The organism is Oceanobacillus sp. CF4.6, from assembly GCF_051262635.1.
Classification (GTDB): domain Bacteria; phylum Bacillota; class Bacilli; order Bacillales; family Amphibacillaceae; genus Oceanobacillus.
This window is the reverse complement of the sequence record NZ_JBIMEX010000016.1, coordinates 19,551-38,664: the sequence shown is the minus strand read 5'-3', so window position 1 is coordinate 38,664 and position 19,114 is coordinate 19,551. Positions and strand designations below refer to the sequence as shown.

Sequence of the window (19,114 nt, the reverse complement as noted above, 5' to 3'; positions counted from 1 at the left end):
TTTAGATAAACAAGATGGAATACATTATAATAAAACATAGAGTTGTAAAGGATGTGATTGCATTGAAAAAAAGTTTAGTAATCGGACTTGATATCGGAACAACGAGCGCTAAAGCGGTCGTCTTTGATTTGAAAGGAAAGTTAATTGCTGAAACAGAAGAAATGATTAAGACATATTACCCGAAAACCGACTGGGTGGAACAAAGCCCGCAAGAGGTCGAGAATGCATGTCGTATAGCAATGAAAAATGTTATCCAAAAAGTGGACCTTGAACAATACGAGCTACTTGCAACAGGAATATCATGTGCCATGCACTCATTGATTTGTATGGATGAAAATGTTGAACCTTTATCCAATATGCTTATTTGGTCAGACGGTCGGAGCAGTGAGCAGGCGGAGCGGCTGATTGGAACAGAAAAAGGGAAAGCCATTTATGCCAAGACGGGTACACCAATCCATCCGATGACACCACTCATGAAGTTAGTATGGATGCGTGAAAATAATGATGAAGCATATGAAAATGCGACATATTATATGACATTTAAAGAGTATTTATTACAGAAGTGGTTTGGGAAATCGGCTATCGATTATTCTATGGCGTCATCAACAGGATTATTGAATGTTAAAACATTAGACTGGGATGAAGAAGCATTAGACATGGCAGGAATTAAACGGGAACAACTGTCACCTATCGTTCCACCTACAGAAGTATTTACAAATATCCGTGAAACAGTTGCAAATGAAACAGGAATACCAGCGGAAATGCCATTCGTTATTGGTGCGGCGGATGGCCAATTGGCAAATCTCGGCAGTGGTGCTACCTCACCAGGGGAAGTAAACGTGTCTATGGGAACAAGTGGGGCTATCAGACAATTTGTAGAAGGTGCACCAGTTAACGATGAAATGGAAACTTTTACGTATGCCTTCTCTGAAGACACTTCCATTATTGGAGGGCCAACCAATAATGGTGGAATCGTATTACAGTGGTTTAAAGATATGATTGAGTTCAAAGGTACCCATGATGAACTGCTTGCTGGAGTAGAGAATATAGAACCTGGAGCCGACGGGATTATCTTTCTGCCATATATAAACGGCGAACGTGCCCCATTATGGAATCAACGGGCAAAGGGGAATTTCTACGGACTTAGCATAGGTCATAACAAAGACCATTTGATCCGCGCTGTATTGGAAGGTATTACATTCAATATTTATCAGATTGGTCAAGCATTAGAAGAGATGGCAGGGAAATCTAAGAAAATTACTGTCAATGGTGGTCTCTCTAAATCACGATTTTGGGTTCAAATTATGGCGGATGTCTTCGGTAGTGAGATTTATATTTCCGATACACATCATAATGCTGCATGGGGAGCGGCATGGACTGCGTTGGTAGCTATTCAAAAAGCAGACAGTTTTGATGCGATTAAAGAAAACTTACCTGCCGAAGAAGTCATTCAACCAAATAGAGAAAATCATGAAAAATATTTAACGATATTTGAAAAATATGAAAAACTGGCGAGAGATTTATCAATCTATTTTAAGTAAATTTTAAGTAAACATAGTGGGGGTAACTTGATGGAGGAAATCTTAAAACAACTTCAGAATGGAACATTAAGTGTAGCAGAAGCAAAAGACCAACTTGCTCCATATGAAAATCTGGGGTTTGCTAAAGTGGATCATCACCGGAAGAAACGTCAAGGCTTTCCCGAAATTATTTATGGTGAAGGGAAATCGGCGGAACAAATTACAGCTATTATGGAAGCAATAAAAGCAAAAGGTAACGACATTTTAGTAACACGAATGAATCAAGAAAAAGCCGAGGCGGTTTTAAAACAACATCCGGAATTAATCTATAATGATGTTGCACAAATTCTATATTGGAAACAACAAACCGAAACCGTTCAGAAAACAAATGGTTATATTGCGATTGTTTGTGCTGGTACATCCGATTTAAGGGTAGCGGAAGAGGCAGCTGTTACAGCAGAAGTATTGGGAAGTAAGGTACACCGTATTTATGATGTCGGGGTTGCTGGTATCCATCGCCTATTTGATAATCTGGAAGAAATACAACAAGCAACGGTATCTGTAGTTGTCGCAGGGATGGAAGGTGCGTTGCCAAGTGTTGTTGGAGGTCTTGTTTCCCATCCGGTCATTGCTGTTCCAACAAGTGTAGGATATGGTGCAAACTTTGGCGGAATATCTGCATTACTTTCCATGCTGAATTCCTGTGCATCCGGGATAAGTGTCGTAAATATTGATAATGGATTTGGCGGAGCCTATAACGCAGTAGTTATTGATCGTTTGGCTAATAAAGAATAAACTTTTATGTGTTAGATTGTAGTACTGAAAATAGAGAGGGGGTATTTGATGAATCATCGACCACCAAATCATGAACATATCGATGATCAAATGGTAAAAATGGAAGTCAACCTGGATGATATTTCGGGGGAATGGCTTGGTTATGTCATGGACGTACTGTTTAACGCAGGTGCGAATGATGTCTTCTATACCCCTATTTATATGAAAAAGAATCGCCCAGGAATATTGCTTCAACTACTTTGTAGGAAAGAAGCAATTAATCAAATGAAGGAAATCTTACTTAAAGAGACAACAACACTCGGTATCCGTTATTATCCACTAACCGTCCATCGAATGGAGAGAAAGTTTACTATAGTGGAAACAAAATGGGGACCCGTAACAGTGAAGCAGGGAGTTTCTAGTGACGAAGTTTTTCAAAGCTCACCGGAATATGAAGAATGCAGAAAAATAGCTGAACAATATGACGTGCCATTGAAGAAGGTTTATGAAGAAGTATGGAGAAATACAGAAAAATAAAAATGCTCCTTGGTGGATGACACAGGAGCTACTATATATTACTTTGTTTGGTATACAAATAAAAGGAAATGGTTCTCTCTTTATACGTTGGAGTAAGATGGAATGAGGACATATTAGGAGGGAAAATGAAACAACATTCAATTTTTCGCTATCTTTACATCTTTTATTCTTTTGTATTTTTACTCAATATAATAAATGTATTTCTAGAAAGTGAACGTTTAAATTACATCATTGGTATTTTTGCTATATTAATGTTACTTGTATCCTTTTTTGGTGCTTCTAGGCTCTTTAAAATTCTTGGATGTGCCTTCTTATTCGTAGGGGCTATTGCTTATCTAACAACAGACCTACCGATACGCGCCATTCCGGCATTTTTAACATCCAATATGTCGCTATTGACATTATTAGCAATGCTCCCTTGGATGAACAGTGTAGTAAGAAGTGGTAGGTTCGATCGGAGTCTGAATAACCTATTAAATGTGAATGCTTCTGATTTAGGGAAACTCTATCCGCGTAGTTCCATTACAACATTAACATTGGCATCCTTTTTAAATTTATCTGCAGCATCCATATCTCAGGATGTATTAAAAGAAAATTTAGGTTCCCTTAAAAGGAGTCTGCGAAATTCATTTATTAGTACGGCAACACTTAGAGGTTATACATTAGCGCTATTATGGAGTCCATTAGAAATATTAGTAGCCGTCTCCATCTTTACAACCGGAGTGGACTATGTTTCCTTATTACCTTGGCTTTTATTGATCGCAGGTATTACCTTTATACTTGATTCCATTTGGGGACGTTTTCATTATAAGAAGTACTCCTATGGGAACAATAACTCATTGAAACAGTCTCCGATTAATATGAAGAAATTAACTAAGAAAATTATTCATCTATTAATCGCGCTTGTTTTATTTTTAACCCTTGTTATTTTCCTAGGGAATCAATTTAATTTAGATTTTATTTTTACCGTTACAATCCTTATTTTCCCGTTTGCGTTTCTATGGTCCTTCCTTATGAAAAGAAGCAGGAGTTTCTGGGCTATTGGGTGGAATACATGGAAAATGAAAACAAATACGATGCAGAACTTTATCGTGTTGTTTCTATCATTATCTTTTTTTGAAGTTAGTATCAGTGAGTCAGTATTTTTAGACTTTATTCAACAACCAGTCATTGCTGTTTCTGAATACCCATTGCTTGTTTTTATTTTAATACAGGTAATTTTCATTTTTATGAGTATGTTTGGTGTTCACCCAATTGCGACGATTGGAATTCTAGGTGGAGTCATTGCAACGTTATTGGAAACCATGAATCCAGTAAGTCTTGCCATCGTTTTGGCAACAAGCTCTGTTGCTACATTAACCGTTGGGGCCTATGGTTTAATCGTACAACTAACTTCTTTAAGTACGAATCAAAACCCTTATCGTATTACATTAAATAATCTACCATACGCTTTAGGGTTTGGTTTGGTTGGATCAATTGTTGCATACTTCCTTTTATAGGAAGGCTCATTAATAAATATAGCCTGGAACCCTTAATGAAAAAGCAGTCTCGGATAATTTTAGGGGGAAAATAAGGTGTTTTGGGTAATGAAATTGATTAGGAGAAGTGTATAATGGGAATATAGCCACTAAAGGGGATGGTTTTATTGGATAGCCCATTAGTTGTCGGCTATCACCTTCAACATATGTGGAGCGATATGGATTTTCATTCCCATAGAGAATATGAAATATATGTATTCCATGCTGGCTCTTGCAGGTATTTAATTCACAATCAGATTTATGATTTGGAGCCTGGTGACATTTTACTAATGGATGGAATGGCACTTCATAAGCCTAATGTTCCACCAAACAGTCAATATGTTCGCAGCACCCTACATTTTTCACCACAATGGATTAGCGGTGTTCTGGATAAAGCGGGAGGCTTACATTTACTTCATGTTTTTGAAAAGCTTCATCACTGTTTGATTCGTACAAAAGAAAATCAAGAGTCAAAACAACTCGAAAGGTTAATTTGCCGTATGGCAGAGGTAATAGGAACTTCAGATCCAGATGATATTAATGGAGAGATTGAATTGAAAGGGTTATTGCTGCAAGTATTGACCGTTGTAAATCGTCTTGGTCAATTGGAATCCATTAAGATTTCAGGAGAAAAGGCAGAGACAACGGAACATGCAGAGAAAATAGCAGAGTATATTCAAAAGAATTATATGAACAAGCTGACAATCGATTCCATCTCCCAAGAACTTAATATTAGCAAGTCTTATGTTTCACATATATTTAAGAAAATAACAGGATTTACAATTATGGAATATGTAATGGCGTCACGTTTAACACAAGCAAAATACTTACTTGAAATGGAGCTTGACCAACCAATAAAAAATGTGGCTTATGATAGTGGTTTTGAAAGCGTTTCACACTTCAGTCGTTATTTTAAAAATAATGTAGGAGTGTCTCCAAAAGAGTATCGACGTAATCGTCAAAAAAAATATAGTGAGGAGAATGGAATATGAAAAAAGTTAGATTAGGTATTATTGGTTTAGGTACACAGGGTAGCGCTTATGCAGGATTTATCTTAGAGGGAAGAGTAAAAAATATGGAAATCGGTGCAATTTGTGATATTGACCCGGAAAAGAAAGCGGTTGCTGAAGAAAAATATCCAGACGCACCGTTTTATGATAATTACATCGAAATGATTGAAAGTGGAGATGTAGATGCAGTTGTAACGACAGTACCGCATTATTTCCATCCTGAAATGGGAATTGAAGCACTAAAAAGAGATATCCATGTATTAGGTGAAAAACCAGCTGGTGTTTATACAAAGCAAGTAAAAGAATTAAATGAATTTGCTGCTACGAAACCAGAACTTACTTTTGCAATTATGTTTAATCAAAGAACGAACGAGCTTTATCAAAAAGTAAAAGAAATTGTTGATAATGGAGACATTGGTAATATTCGCCGTACAAACTGGATTATTACAACATGGTGGAGACCTCAAACTTATTATGAACAAAGTGCATGGAGAGCAACTTGGGAAGGTGAAGGCGGCGGTGTCCTTGTAAACCAAGCACCTCACCAATTGGATCTTCTTCAATGGATTGCTGGTATGCCTGAGAAAGTATATTCTAACGTTAAATATGGCTATCAAAGAGATATAGCTGTAGAAGATGAAGTAACAACAATACTTGACTATGGTAACGGTGCAACAGGTGTATTTGTTACTTGTACACATGATGCAATTGGAACAGACCGTTTTGAAATTCTAGGTGACAACGGGAAGATTGTTGTAGACGACAGCAAGAAAGTTACCATTAGGCGCCTTAGAACACCAGAAAGTGAAATGAGCAAAACGATGAGCATGATGGAGGTTGCGAAGCTCGTTATGGGTGGCAATGCCGATGAGCTTTATGAAACAGAAGTTCTTGAATTTGAAAGTGTTTGGGGCGGACAACATACGGCAGTATTAGAAAACTTTGCTGCAAACATTCTTGATGGGGAACCTCTTATCGCACCAGGTAGCGACGGAATTAATGGTGTGGCATTAGCAAACGCTATTCACTTATCTAGCTGGTTAGGTAAAGAAGTAGAACTTCCAGTTGATGAAGACGTTTATTTTGCAGAATTAAACAAAAAGATTGAAGAAGAAAAAGCTTAATCTGCTAAAAAAGTAAGTACATCAAGCTAACCCATTCCAATTTTAAGGAAATGGGTTAGCTTTTAAGGGAGGGTAAAACCCATGTTGAAAATCGCAGTGATCGGACTCGGTGATATATCAAAAATTCATCTCCCAATAATTCAAGATAATCCGAATGTGGAGTTAGTTGCTGTTTGTGATATTGATGAAACATTAAAGACGACAGTATCGGATGCAGTCTTTTATACCGATTACCATGAAATGCTGGAAAAAGAAACCCTTGATTGTATCCATATTTGCCTGCCACACTACCTTCATTATCTTGCGGCAAAAGCTTGTGTTGAAAAAGGTGTCCATGTATTTTTGGAAAAGCCATTAGCCAGAAGTGCGGAAGAAGGTATGTCTCTAGTAGACTTAGAAGAAAAATACAAGGACATTAAACTTTGTGTGTCATTTCAAAACCGCCTGAATGAAACCTTTGAGACACTGCAGGAAATTGTTGAAAGTGGAGAGTATGGTAAGGTTACTGGTTTAAAGGGACTTGTTACCTGGTTTAGACCAAAATCCTATTATGATGTAAAGCCATGGCGGGGTAATATGAAACAGGCCGGTGGTGGCGTTATGATCAACCAAGCAATCCATACCCTGGACCAAATGCAGTTGATCGGTGGAGAAATTAATACGATTAGAGGATCTATTGATAATTTATTTGATTATGGTTATGAAGTTGAGGATACTGCTACAGCTAACATCCAATTTAAAAATGGTGCAACTGGATTGTTTTTTGCGACAGTTACAAATGCAACAAACTCTTCCGTTGAATTTCAGGTTATTCTGGAACATGGTAAATTAACGATCAAAGATAGTATTTTGACAAAAACAAATGATAAAGGTGAGAAGGAAAGAGTTATTGAGGATGCAAAGCTTCCTGGAGCGAAATTCTATTACGGGGCAAGCCACTCAAAACTAATCAATTACTTTTATACTTGCATCGAAAATGACAGCCAGGAATACATCCATGCAAAGGATGCGCAAAAGTCGATGGAAATTATCAGTGCAATTCGTAGATCTTCTGAAATTAAAAGTGAAATTAAAATGGAGGTATATCAATGAATAAAGGAAAAATCGGTGTACAAATGATGATGCTCAAAGAAAAAGTGGAAGAGCTTGGTGCGTATGAAACAATGAAAAAATTGCATGAACTAGGATTTGGTGCAGTAGAAGTCTCACAAATTCCGATGACAGAAGAAAATGTCGAAGAATTAAAAAGAGCAAGTAAAGATTTTGATATCAATATTGCAGCGATGTCAGCACCATTAGAACCAATGCTGCCAGGAGCGCCAGGTGAGACGCTAACAGATGATTTCGATAAGATTGTTAAAGATTGTAAAACGCTTGATTGTAATTTCTTGCGTATAGGGATGCTTCCATTAACAGTGATGGGTGATAAAGATCAAATTATGGCATTTATCGAAAGAGCAGAGGCAATGGCCGGTAAGCTTTCTGAGCACGGAATCGAACTTTACTATCATACACACCATATCGAATTCCAAAAATATGACGGCGAGTATTTACTGGATATTATCAAAAATAATACATCCAAGCTAGGCTTTGAATTGGATGTTCACTGGATCCAACGCGCTGGGGTAAATCCGGTTGAATTTATCAAAGAGTATAAAGGACGCATCTCTCTATTGCATCTGAAAGATTACCGCATTGGCAAACTGGATGTTAATAAAGAGGATCTGGAAGATATGAAGAAATTCTTCGAGAAATTCACGAACTTAATCGAATTTGCTGAGGTTGGTGAAGGAAATCTGGATATAAAATCTATTATCGAAGCAGGTCTTGAGAGTGGTGCACAGTACTTCCTTATCGAGCAGGATGATACGTACGGAAGAGACCCGTTTGATTGTTTGAAACTATCAGCAGAGAACTTAAGAGAACTAGGATACGCTGACTGGTTCTAATTAACTTCTACTTAATCATTGGGACTGCCGGTTGCTCGTCCCATCGAAAAGATTTGTTGCTTTTTAAACCTTCGTAATTTGTATAAAGTAACTGCTAGTTGGTTTCTATCAGTATGTAGAAACTTCGGCGACCGCTCTGGGAAATACACTACGCTTTCCACGGGCGGCTGGTGAGCTTCCCGTAGGAGTCTCCGTGTATTTCCCAGAGCTAGTTATAAGGTTGCGTGAAATTACTATACTGCAATAGCTAAAATAGTAACATACAACTTCACCAGTCCGGGTGAGTGAAGGGTGGTGACTCCTGCGGGAAAAGCACGTGTCCGAAGACCCCGCAGCGGTGGTTTTCCGCGAGGAGGCTGAGGCCGTGCCCGCGGAAAGCATCCGCCCGGAACGATCCCGGACGGCGATAACAGCACCTACTTATTGCAACCTGAAGTTACTTCGCAGTTTATCTCAATCTACGGGGCATAAGGCAACAATTTATGTGTGAAAACAATTTAATAAAAATATATGGAATATAGGAGTGATCATTCATGAGTAAAGATGGGATGACATATGCACCAAAAGGAAAACCGAATCCGGTCGTAAAAGAGGGAGAGTTTCCAATCGCAGCAGTTGCACTTGACCATGGTCATATTAATGGAATGTGCAATGGATTACTGGAAGCAGGTGCAACATTGAAATGGGTATATGACCCAGACGCGGAAAAGGTTAAAGATTTCATTGAACAATTTCCAGGGGTTCAGGCTGCAGAGTCACTTGATCAGGTTTTAAGCGATGAATCAATCAAATTGGTAGCGGCAGCAGCAATACCTTCAGAAAGAAGTGCATTAGGAAACAAAGTAATGGAAGCTGGAAAAGATTACTTTACGGATAAAACACCGTTCACAACGATGGCTCAATTAGAAGAGACAAAACGTGTTGTAGAACGGACCGGTCAAAAGTATATGGTATATTTCAGTGAACGATTGCATGTTGAAGGAGCGGTATTCGCTGGTGATCTTATAAAAGATGGAGCCATTGGTAAGGTCATTCAAGTGACCGGTTTTGGACCGCATCGCCTAAATGCATCAAGTCGTCCAGATTGGTTCTTTAATAAAGAGCAATATGGTGGTATTTTATGTGATATTGGCAGCCATCAGATTGAACAGTTTTTATATTATGCAGGATGTGAAAATGCGGAGATCCTGCACAGTAAAGTAGGAAATTATAATAATCCCGATCATCCAGAATTAGAAGATTATGGTGATGCAACATTAGTTGGGGATAATGGTGCAACGCAAATCTTCAAAGTGGATTGGTTTACACCAGATGGCTTAAGCACCTGGGGTGATGGCCGTACATTTATTACCGGAACAGAAGGAACAATAGAAATCCGTAAATATGTAGATGTAGCCCGAGAAGAAACAGGTGATCATCTATTTCTGGTAAACAAAGACGGCGAGAAGCATTATAAACTGTCAGGTGAAGTAGGCTTTCCATTCTTCGGTGCCTTCATCAAAGATTGTATAAACCGCACAGAGAATGCAATGACACAAGAACATGCATTTAAAGCTGCTGAACTATGTTTGCAAGCACAGGAACAAGCAATCGTAGTTTCAAAATAGGAATTCATAAGCTGTCTTGGACCTCCGTAATCGGCTGATCCAAGACAGCGATTTTTGTGTTTGAAAAGAACTTTTTAGAAAGGAGGATGATGGTTGACTGAATTAATCACTATTCTTAAAGATATTATTCTACCAATCTTTATCATTATGGGTATCGGATTTTTTATGCAAAAAAAGTTTGACTTGAATATACCGACATTGGCAAAATTGAATATTTACTTTCTTGTGCCGGGTTTTATATTTGTTAAATTATACAGTACTACTTTTTCAGCCAATTTATTTATGCAAATACTTTTCTTTTTCTTATTATATGTTGCTGTTCTTTACATCTTATCTATTATTGTGGCTAAGTGGATAGGATTAGACAAAAGGAAAAAGATCACCTTTTCCAATAGTGTTATGTTTTTTAACTCAGGTAATTATGGTGTTCCGGTAAATGATTTAGTGTTCAAGAGTGATCCATTTGCAATGTCAATTCAAGTTATTGTTTTAACTTTACAAAATATATTTTTATTTTCTTATGGCATTTTCTCTTTGCAATCTGTAAATACAAGTAAGTTAAAAGCTTTACTCGGTTACTTTAAAATGCCAGTCTTGTACGCGATGCTATCAGGGATCTTGTTAAATGTATTTCAAGTTCCGATTCCAAATTTCATCTGGATTCCAGCCAATTATATTGCAGATGCCATGATCTCGTTAGCTCTGTTGACACTTGGTGCACAAGTCGCAAATATTACATTTAAATCGGGTCTATCTTCTGTATATTTGAGTATGATCATCCGACTTTTGATAGGTCCTATGATTGCTTTAGGAATTATTTTTATCTTTGGTGTTGAAGGGATTATCGCGCAAGCATTATTAATTGCCTCAGCAATGCCAACGTCTGTAAATAGTGCAGTTATTGCACAGGAATATAATAATCATCCTAATTTGGCAGCGCAAATTGTATTGTTTTCAACGCTAGCCAGTGCATTCACAGTTACAATCGTAATCTATGTAGGCCGGATTCTATTTTGAAAAGCACGCTCTTTTTGTAAACTTTGGGACTGCCGTAACTCGTCGCTAAATTTTCAAATGAGTGGTCAAAATCTACCGGAAAAGGATATTACTGTGTAAAAAGTGCAGTAATATTTTTGAGCATTTTTGGATTGTTTTTACATTGGTATGCACCATGCTATAATAATTTGTAATACTATTATTTTTGGGAGAATTCTAATTGGAAAATATCTTATCAAAAGAAAGAAAAACGGACAAATACAAGCTTCGACTAGTTTTTGTTTTAGGATTATTAACGGCTTTCGGGGCAGTGTCAATGGATATGTATTTACCTGCGCTCCCAAACGTCGCTGCTGATTTAGATGCATCAACATCTCTAGTGCAAATGAGCTTAACAGCATGTTTAGTCGGCCTTGGTTTAGGGCAAGTTTTTTTTGGTCCATTAAGTGATATTTACGGACGCCGCAATCTATTGATTCTTACATTGATAGGTTATACGATAGCTTCTTTACTCATTGCTTGGAGTACTACGATTGCCTTTTTTATTACGCTTCGTTTTATCCAAGGATTTACAGGAGCAGCTGGGGTTGTCATTGCACGTGCAGCGGCAAGGGATTTATATTCAGGTAAAGATTTGACAAAGTTCCTTGCTTTACTCGCACTCGTTAACGGGGCAGCACCTATCTTAGCACCAGTAATTGGAGGGGTTGTGTTAAATTTTACAACCTGGATCGGCGTCTTTTATGTATTAGCTTTTATTGGCATCGTTGCTTTATTAGCAGTACTTTTATTTTTGCCAGAAACATTAGCTGACGAAAATCGTGCAGAACGAGGTCTGTTTTCGGTCCTTAAAACATTTAGCAAATTACTTAGGAACCGATATTTTATGGGAATAGCACTTACACAGGGATTGGTAATGGCTAGTATGTTCGCCTATATAGCAGGTTCACCATTTATACTGCAAAATATATATGGGGTCTCACCACAACAATTTTCTCTGCTTTTCGCCTTAAATGGTATCGGAATCATTATTGCGGCACAATTAACTGGGCGATTAGCAAGTTACTTTAAAGAAATGCACTTGCTTTGTGCTGGTACCCTTTTATCGTTTATCGGAAGTTTATTTTTAGTATTTGTCGTCTGGCAGCAACTCTCATTACTGTATATGGCTATTGCTTTATTTCTTATTGTTTCAAGTGTCGGAATCGTAACGACCACCGGCTTTTCGCTAGCCATGGAAACACAGGGAAAATCCGCGGGGAGTGCATCCGCATTTCTAGGACTGCTTCCATTTGTCTTTGGTGGTATCGTTGCTCCTCTCGTTGGACTAGCTGGAGAAGCATCCGCCATACCAATGGCAATTGTTATTTTTACATGTAGTACAATTGCTGTCATTACGTTCTTTATTGCTTTTAAAAAGGATTAACTAAAGGGCGACTGCATTTTCTATTAGATTAGAAGATGCAGTCGTTTTCTAGTTGCATTAGAAAGGTATGGAAATATGAAAATGATAGCTTAAAATCTCAACATAAAATTTTGGTTTTTGTTGAGATTTTTCCTATTATTTGCTTATTTAAAAATAATTGATAAATTAAAAAAATAGTTGTTGCTTTTTAAAGCGCTTACAATTATTTTTAGTAAAAGATAGTTTGTTTTGCAAACAAAATATATCTTTTAGTGATTAAGCAGAAACGTTTGAAACGGTGTTTTGTAAACGCTCTAAATCGATTGAACAGGGGGGATGGGGTTTTAGTTGACGCAAGGGAGTATTGTACGTCGATTAAAAAAACATTGAATGATTATAATCGGTAAACAAGAAGTAGTTTTATCAGTATATTTCAGAAGATTTTGTTTGTTTCAGTGGCTATATTAAAATTAAGGGGGATGTCTCATGTCTAGTAAAACGATTGAAAGTAACCAACAATATAACACAGCTAAATTATGGCAAATTGGTTTTTTTGCATTAAATAATACTGCAACAAATTTATACATGTTTGCTTTAGCATTTGTATCTTATTATGCAACAGGAATAGCTGGACTGACAGTTGTGATAGTAAGTACGATTTTAACAGCAATGCGGGTATTTGATGGGTTTACAGATCCAATTATAGGCTTTATTATCGATAAAACAGAATCAAAATTTGGTAAGTTTCGACCACTGATGATTTTAGGAAATGTTATATTAGCGGGTTCTATCTTACTTATGTATAATGTAACCCATTTACTGCCGGAGTCATTACAGATATTTTTCTTTATTGCTATCTATGCAGTTTATATTATAGGTTATACATTTCAAACAGCTTGTACAAAAGCTGCTCAAACTGTTTTGACAAATAGTCCAAAACAACGGCCCCTTTTCGCTATTTTTGATGGCGTCTATAATACTGTACTATTTGCTGGTGGTCAAATTTTTGTTGCTTCTTATCTTGTAGCAAAACACGGCGGTTTTACGATGTCCTTATTTACAGAATTAAACACCTATGCTATTATTCTTTCCGGTATATTTACTGTTTTAGCTGTAACTGGTATTGGATCAAAAGACCGTAAAGAGTACTTTGGTTTGGCGGATAGTAATGTGAAAACTAGATTTCGTGATTACTGGCCAATTCTAAAAGGAAACAGGCCAATGCAAATGCTTGTTATTGCTGCTGCATCTGATAAACTAACCCTCAGCGTTCTTCGACATGCAGTGGTAGTAGTAATGTTATTCGGAATTTTGATAGGGGACTATGAGTTAAGTGGCACCGTATCATTAGTTACTATGGTACCAACTGTGTTGATAGTATTTGTAGGGGTTTGGTATGCAAGAAAAACAGGTCTGAAAAAATCCTTAGTCCTGTCAACTTGGATTGGATTGATAGCTTTTAGTATTCTAGCTGCATTTTTATTTATGATTGATCCTACAACAATTTCACTTGAAAATATTGGATTTGCTACAATAGTATTTTTAGTTTTATATACGTTGGGTATGGGGTTCGGTGGACTTCCATCTGCACTAGTAATTCCAATGATTGCAGATATATCAGACTATGAAACATATAAGTCAGGGCGTTATGTACCCGGAATGATGGGAACCATATTCTCGTTTGTTGATAAGTTAATTTCTTCTTTAGCGCCAGCAGTCGTCGGATTTGCTGTAGCTCTAATTGGATATCGTTCAGAATTTCCACAGATAGAGGATACATTGACAACTTCTTTATATGGAATGACAATTTTTCTAGCATTTGGTGTACCAATAATTGGGTGGATCATCTCACTTATAGCGATGAAATTCTATAATTTAGATTACAAAAAAATGGAAGAGATTCAAGAAGCAATTGCAGAAATTAAGGAAAAGTCAGAAGAAAAAAAGAAAACTGTTGTATAGCAAAGGGTTGATTAGTTAAAAGAGGACATCTCATTTATCATTTAAATGAGATGTCCTCTTTTTTCTATTACATTTCTATTTTGATTATGAATACATGTTATATTGCGAATAACATTTTTTTTAAAATTTAATAAAAAAGCGCTTGCATTATTTGTCGAATTGACATATTATAAATTTATAGGTAATTAGTTTGTTTAGCAAACAAACGGCTTTAGGCATAATTTTACATTCATAAAGGGAAATTTTTTTATTCATCAATGTAAGCGGTTTAATAAAAGGAGGAAAAATAATGTCAACATCATCTATAGGAAAAGAACAACAATATAACACAGCAAAGTTATGGCAGATTGGCTTTTTTGCACTCAATAATACGGCAACAAATCTATATATGTTTATTTTAACATTCGTCTCTTATTATGCAGCAGGGGTAGCAGGTCTAACCGTTGCATTAGTAAGTATCGTGTTAACAGCAATGCGTGTATTTGATGGAATTACCGATCCAGTTGTAGGATTTATTATTGATAAAACGGAATCAAAATTTGGTAAGTTCAGGCCATTAATGATTTTAGGAAACGCAATCTTAGCTACTTCGATTATACTCATGTATAGCATCACACATACCTTACCACAAGAATTTCAATTAATTTTCTTTATATTGACATATGCACTTTATGTTATCGGTTACACTTTTCAAACTGCTGTAACAAAAGCAGCGCAAACAGTATTGACGAACAGTCCAAAACAAAGACCGTTGTTTTCTGTTTTTGATGGTGTATACAACACGGTGGTATTCACATTAGGTCAAGTTTATGTAGCATCTTACCTGATTGCAAAACACGGGGACTTTAATATGGGGTTATTCGTGGAGTTAAATACACTAGCAATCATTTTTGCCGCTATTTGTACAATCTTAGCTGTAATTGGTATATCTGGTAAAGACCGTAAAGAGTTTTACGGTTTAGCAAATTTAACAGTAAATACGAGTTTTCGAGATTATTGGCCAATTCTAAAAGGCAACAGGCCATTAAAATTGCTAATAACTGCTGTTACAGCAGATAAATTAGCTTTTAGCCTCTTGAGGCAATCTGTAGTTATGGTAATGATCTTTGGAATTCTAATAGGTGATTATGCACTAAGTGGTACAGTATCCATGATTACGGTTATCCCAATTTTACTAATCACATTTATTGCAGTTGCAATTGCTAGAAAACGTGGTATGAGAAATTCATTTATAAAATCAACTTGGATTTCCTTTCTATCCTTAGTAGGATTGGTTGTTCTATTCTTAGTCATTAGTGATCCAACTTCCATGTCTGGTAACATTGGTATCGGTATTGTACTATTTGTTATTTTATACTCGCTCGCAATGGGATTTGGTGCAATACCTTCAACATTGGTAAACCCAATGATTGCAGACATTTCCGATTATGAAACTTACAAATCAGGACGCTATGTACCAGGGATGTTAGGGACACTTTTCTCCTTTGTTGATAAGTTAGTTACATCATTAGCTCCTGCTATTGTTGGATTAGGAGTGGCACTTATTGGATTTACAGCTGAGTTCCCAACGGTTAATGATCCATTAACAACACCTTTGTTTGGAATGACATTATTACTAGGATTTGGTCTACCAGCACTAATGTTAGTAGTGTCACTTGTAGCAATGAAATTTTATAGTTTAGATGATAAGAGAATGGAAGAAATACAAACAGAACTAGCAAGATTAAAAGCAGAAGGAAAAATTAAAGAAACAGAAAGTGATAGTAAAGTAGATGCAGTATAATGATTGATACTGCAACTTAAATTCTTTAGAAATTGATGCTATACCATATATTAAAAAGCAACTCTATCTTTTAATAGATAGAGTTGCTTTTTGTTATGGATAGAAGTTAAAGGCATCTTGCTATAACAAGCGCTTACATGTATGATAATTATCTTATACATATAATCAACCATTTTACTAATCTATTTCTGGTTGTATTTAAGAAATCTTATAGGAGGAAAAATGAAACAACATCCAATTTTTCGCTATCTGTACATTTTTTATTCTTTTGTATTTTTACTATTTTAATGTTACTTGTATCTTTTTTTGGTGCTTCAAGGCTTTTTAAAATTCTTGGATGTGCCTTCTTAGCCGTAGGAGCTATCGCTTATCTTACCTCAGGCCAATCGATACTCGCCATTCCAGCATTTTTAACATCCAATATGTCGCTATTGACATTATTAGCAATGCTTCCTTGGATGAATAGTGTTGTAAGAAGTGGCAGGTTCGATCGGAGTCTGAATAACTTATTAAATGTAAATGCTTCTGATCTAGGAAAACTTTATCCACGTAGCTCTATTACAACATTAACATTGGCATCTTTTTTAAACTTGTCAGCGGCTACGATTTCTCAGGATGTATTGAAAAATAACTTGAGTTCGCTTGATAAAAGACTACGAAACTCTTTTATAACTACCGCAACACTTCGAGGGTTTACATTAGCGCTATTGTGGAGTCCATTAGAAATATTGCTAGCCGTTTCCATATTTACAACAGGGGTGGACTATGTTTCCTTATTACCTTGGCTTCTATTGATCGCAGGTATTACCTTTATACTTGATTCCATTTGGGGTCGTTATCATTATAAGAGTTACTCCTATGGGGATAGTAAACTATTGAAACAGTCTCCAATTGATAGGAAGAAATTAACCAAGAAAATTATTCATCTCTTAGTCGCGCTTGTTCTATTTTTAACCCTCGTTATTTTTCTAGGTAATCAATTTAATTTAGATTTCATCTTTACTGTTACAATCCTTATTTTCCCATTTGCGCTCCTATGGTCCTTCCTTATAAAACGAAGCAGGAGTTTCTGGGCTATTGGGTGGAATACATGGAAGATGAAAACAAATACGATGCAGAATTTCGTTGTGTTATTTTTATCATTATCCTTTTTTGAAGTTAGTATTAGTGGGACAGCATTTTTAGATTTTATTCAACAACCAGTCATTGCTGTTTCTGAATACCCATTGCTTGTTTTTATTTTAATACAGGTTATTTTCATTTTTATGAGTATGTTTGGTGTTCACCCAATTGCGACGATTGGAATTCTAGGTGGAGTCATTGCAACGTTATTGGAAACCATGAATCCAGTAAGTCTTGCCATCGTTTTGGCAACAAGCTCTGTTGCTACATTAACCGTTGGGGGCTTATGGTTTAATCGTACAGCTGACCTCTCAAAGTACGGGGCAAAATCCATATCGTATTACACTAAGTAATTTACCATATGCCTTAGGGCTTGGTTTTGTTGGGTCAATTGTTGCGTATTTCCTCTTATAGAGAAGGAGAAGGGACCAGATGAGAAGAGCGTCAAATCTCATCTTTATCATGAGTTTGATAATAGGATATATCGTCGATGCTGTTTTAAACTAAATGGCGTAGTTATCACCTATCAAGAAAGTTTAAATTAAGTATTATCTATTTATTTAAAAAAATACTTGATTAATAAACCGCTTACAATTACAATGATAATAACAAATATCAATTAGTTTGTCTGTTGAACAAAATAACATTTAAAGGAGGGTAATTTACTTAAAGTAATTTTAACTTTGGAAGCGGTTTCTAATATTAGAAAATTAACATATTTAAGGGGGAAAATAGGATGAATAAAAAATTACTAGCATTAATTTTAGTTATGTTTCTAGCTACAATCGTTTTAGTTGCTTGTGGTGATGAAGACGAAGGAACAACAGATAGCGCAGAAGATTCGACAGATTCTAATGAAGGCGAAGAAAATGCAGAAGCAATCACATTGCGTCTAGCAGAAAACCATCCAGAAGATTATCCAACAACAGTAGGCGATAAAGAGTTTGCTAAACTCGTTGAAGAAAAAACAGATGGTCGCTATAAAATTGAAGTATACTCTGGTGGTCAATTAGGGGAAGAATCGGAAGTGCTTGAACAAGTACAATTAGGTACGATCGAATTAGCAAGAGTTAATGCAATTCCATTAACACAGTTCTCTGAACAAATTGGTGTTTTATCTATGCCTTATTTATTTGAAGATGAAGTTGCAAAATGGGAGAAACTAAATGGTGAAGTTGGTCAGGAACTTTTAGGTACATTAGATGGTTCTGGTTTAAAAGGACTAGCATTCTATGATTCTGGTGAAAGAAGTTTCTACAATACATCACATCCCGTAGCAACTCCTGCAGACATGGAAGGGTTACAAATTCGTGTACAATCATCAGATTTGGCCATCGCAATTGTTGAGTCTTTAGGTGCACAAGCTACACCGATGGAATATGGCGAAGTATACTCTGCACTGCAAACAGGAGTTATTGATGGTGCAGAAAATAACTTCCCAAGCTATTATACTGCAGGGCATTATGAAGTATCTCCATATTTTACAGTTAATGGGTATCAAGGTACTCCAGAAGTATTGATGGCATCCCAAGGTTTATGGGATGAGCTGAGTGAAGAAGACCAGCAAGCATTCCAGGAAGCTGCTCTAGAATCAGTGGCAGTTCAACGCGAAGCATGGGCAGAGTTAACAGAGGAAGCGAAAGTAGCAGTTCAAGAGGCTGGATCTGAATTAACAGAAGTAGAAGATATTTCAGTATGGAGAGATGCTGTTCAACCGGTTTACGACGAATTTGGCTCTCAATATCAAGAATGGATTGACAAACTAACACAATAATAAATAGGTGTGGGGAAGTGAGGTCCTCACTTCC

15 protein-coding genes are annotated in these 19,114 nt (G+C 36.6%); all 15 read left to right on the top strand.

Annotated features, from left to right (window positions below):
- Positions 1-62: 62 nt before the first annotated feature.
- The 15 genes from ACHABU_RS18750 (at position 63) to ACHABU_RS18680 (ending at position 19,080) form a co-directional block, all read left to right on the top strand.
- Positions 63-1,541: a gluconokinase gene (locus tag ACHABU_RS18750; RefSeq protein WP_435766492.1), complete on the top strand. Its 1,479-nt coding sequence runs from the start codon at positions 63-65 to the stop codon at positions 1,539-1,541.
- Between the two features lie 27 nt (positions 1,542-1,568).
- Positions 1,569-2,315: a nickel pincer cofactor biosynthesis protein LarB gene (larB, locus tag ACHABU_RS18745; RefSeq protein WP_435766491.1), complete on the top strand. Its 747-nt coding sequence runs from the start codon at positions 1,569-1,571 to the stop codon at positions 2,313-2,315.
- 48 nt (positions 2,316-2,363) lie between these two features.
- A complete protein-coding gene (larC, locus tag ACHABU_RS18740; RefSeq protein ID WP_435766490.1) occupies positions 2,364-2,831 on the top strand; it encodes a nickel insertion protein in 468 nt (155 codons plus the stop codon).
- A 125-nt stretch (positions 2,832-2,956) separates the two neighbouring features.
- Positions 2,957-4,330: a hypothetical protein gene (locus ACHABU_RS18735; protein WP_435766489.1), complete on the top strand. Its 1,374-nt coding sequence runs from the start codon at positions 2,957-2,959 to the stop codon at positions 4,328-4,330.
- A gap of 146 nt (positions 4,331-4,476) precedes the next feature.
- A complete protein-coding gene (locus ACHABU_RS18730; RefSeq protein ID WP_435766487.1) occupies positions 4,477-5,340 on the top strand; it encodes an AraC family transcriptional regulator in 864 nt (287 codons plus the stop codon).
- The gene (locus ACHABU_RS18725) at positions 5,337-6,482 is read left to right on the top strand and encodes a Gfo/Idh/MocA family protein (protein ID WP_435766486.1); all 1,146 of its coding nucleotides are present in this window, start codon (positions 5,337-5,339) and stop codon (positions 6,480-6,482) included. The genes ACHABU_RS18730 and ACHABU_RS18725 overlap by 4 nt, the downstream gene beginning before the upstream one ends.
- A gap of 81 nt (positions 6,483-6,563) precedes the next feature.
- Entirely contained in the window at positions 6,564-7,574 is a 1,011-nt protein-coding gene (locus ACHABU_RS18720) for a Gfo/Idh/MocA family protein (protein ID WP_435766485.1), read from the top strand.
- Positions 7,571-8,431 (top strand): sugar phosphate isomerase/epimerase family protein, encoded by an 861-nt coding sequence (locus tag ACHABU_RS18715; RefSeq protein WP_435766484.1) that lies wholly within the window; start codon positions 7,571-7,573, stop codon positions 8,429-8,431. Before ACHABU_RS18720 ends, ACHABU_RS18715 begins: the two co-directional genes overlap by 4 nt.
- A 533-nt stretch (positions 8,432-8,964) precedes the next feature.
- A complete protein-coding gene (locus ACHABU_RS18710; protein ID WP_435766483.1) occupies positions 8,965-10,038 on the top strand; it encodes a Gfo/Idh/MocA family protein in 1,074 nt (357 codons plus the stop codon).
- A 93-nt stretch (positions 10,039-10,131) separates the two neighbouring features.
- On the top strand, positions 10,132-11,055 hold the full coding sequence (locus ACHABU_RS18705; RefSeq protein WP_435766482.1) for an AEC family transporter: 924 nt from the start codon (positions 10,132-10,134) through the stop codon (positions 11,053-11,055).
- A gap of 208 nt (positions 11,056-11,263) precedes the next feature.
- Entirely contained in the window at positions 11,264-12,460 is a 1,197-nt protein-coding gene (locus ACHABU_RS18700) for a multidrug effflux MFS transporter (protein WP_435766558.1), read from the top strand.
- 465 nt (positions 12,461-12,925) lie between these two features.
- Positions 12,926-14,401 carry an MFS transporter gene (locus ACHABU_RS18695; protein ID WP_435766481.1) on the top strand — a complete coding sequence of 492 codons (1,476 nt, stop codon included), beginning with the start codon at positions 12,926-12,928 and terminating at the stop codon, positions 14,399-14,401.
- A gap of 289 nt (positions 14,402-14,690) precedes the next feature.
- Complete coding sequence (locus tag ACHABU_RS18690) at positions 14,691-16,184, top strand: MFS transporter (RefSeq protein WP_435766480.1); 1,494 nt, start codon at positions 14,691-14,693, stop codon at positions 16,182-16,184.
- Positions 16,185-16,471: 287 nt separating this feature from the next.
- The gene (locus tag ACHABU_RS18685) at positions 16,472-17,659 is read left to right on the top strand and encodes a hypothetical protein (RefSeq protein ID WP_435766479.1); all 1,188 of its coding nucleotides are present in this window, start codon (positions 16,472-16,474) and stop codon (positions 17,657-17,659) included.
- 383 nt (positions 17,660-18,042) lie between these two features.
- The gene (locus tag ACHABU_RS18680; protein ID WP_435766478.1) at positions 18,043-19,080 is read left to right on the top strand and encodes a TRAP transporter substrate-binding protein; all 1,038 of its coding nucleotides are present in this window, start codon (positions 18,043-18,045) and stop codon (positions 19,078-19,080) included.
- Positions 19,081-19,114 lie beyond the last annotated feature (34 nt).

What these genes read in the sequence shown, in the direction of transcription:
- ACHABU_RS18680 (WP_435766478.1), top strand. Translation starts at nt 18,043, where the DNA reads ATGAATAAAAAATTACTAGCATTAATTTTAGTTATGTTTCTAGCTACA.
- ACHABU_RS18725 (WP_435766486.1), top strand. Translation starts at nt 5,337, where the DNA reads ATGAAAAAAGTTAGATTAGGTATTATTGGTTTAGGTACACAGGGTAGC.
- ACHABU_RS18690 (WP_435766480.1), top strand. Translation starts at nt 14,691, where the DNA reads ATGTCAACATCATCTATAGGAAAAGAACAACAATATAACACAGCAAAG.
- ACHABU_RS18735 (WP_435766489.1), top strand. Translation starts at nt 2,957, where the DNA reads ATGAAACAACATTCAATTTTTCGCTATCTTTACATCTTTTATTCTTTT.
- larC (WP_435766490.1), top strand. Translation starts at nt 2,364, where the DNA reads ATGAATCATCGACCACCAAATCATGAACATATCGATGATCAAATGGTA.
- ACHABU_RS18720 (WP_435766485.1), top strand. Translation starts at nt 6,564, where the DNA reads ATGTTGAAAATCGCAGTGATCGGACTCGGTGATATATCAAAAATTCAT.
- ACHABU_RS18715 (WP_435766484.1), top strand. Translation starts at nt 7,571, where the DNA reads ATGAATAAAGGAAAAATCGGTGTACAAATGATGATGCTCAAAGAAAAA.
- ACHABU_RS18685 (WP_435766479.1), top strand. Translation starts at nt 16,472, where the DNA reads ATGTTACTTGTATCTTTTTTTGGTGCTTCAAGGCTTTTTAAAATTCTT.
- ACHABU_RS18710 (WP_435766483.1), top strand. Translation starts at nt 8,965, where the DNA reads ATGAGTAAAGATGGGATGACATATGCACCAAAAGGAAAACCGAATCCG.
- ACHABU_RS18695 (WP_435766481.1), top strand. Translation starts at nt 12,926, where the DNA reads ATGTCTAGTAAAACGATTGAAAGTAACCAACAATATAACACAGCTAAA.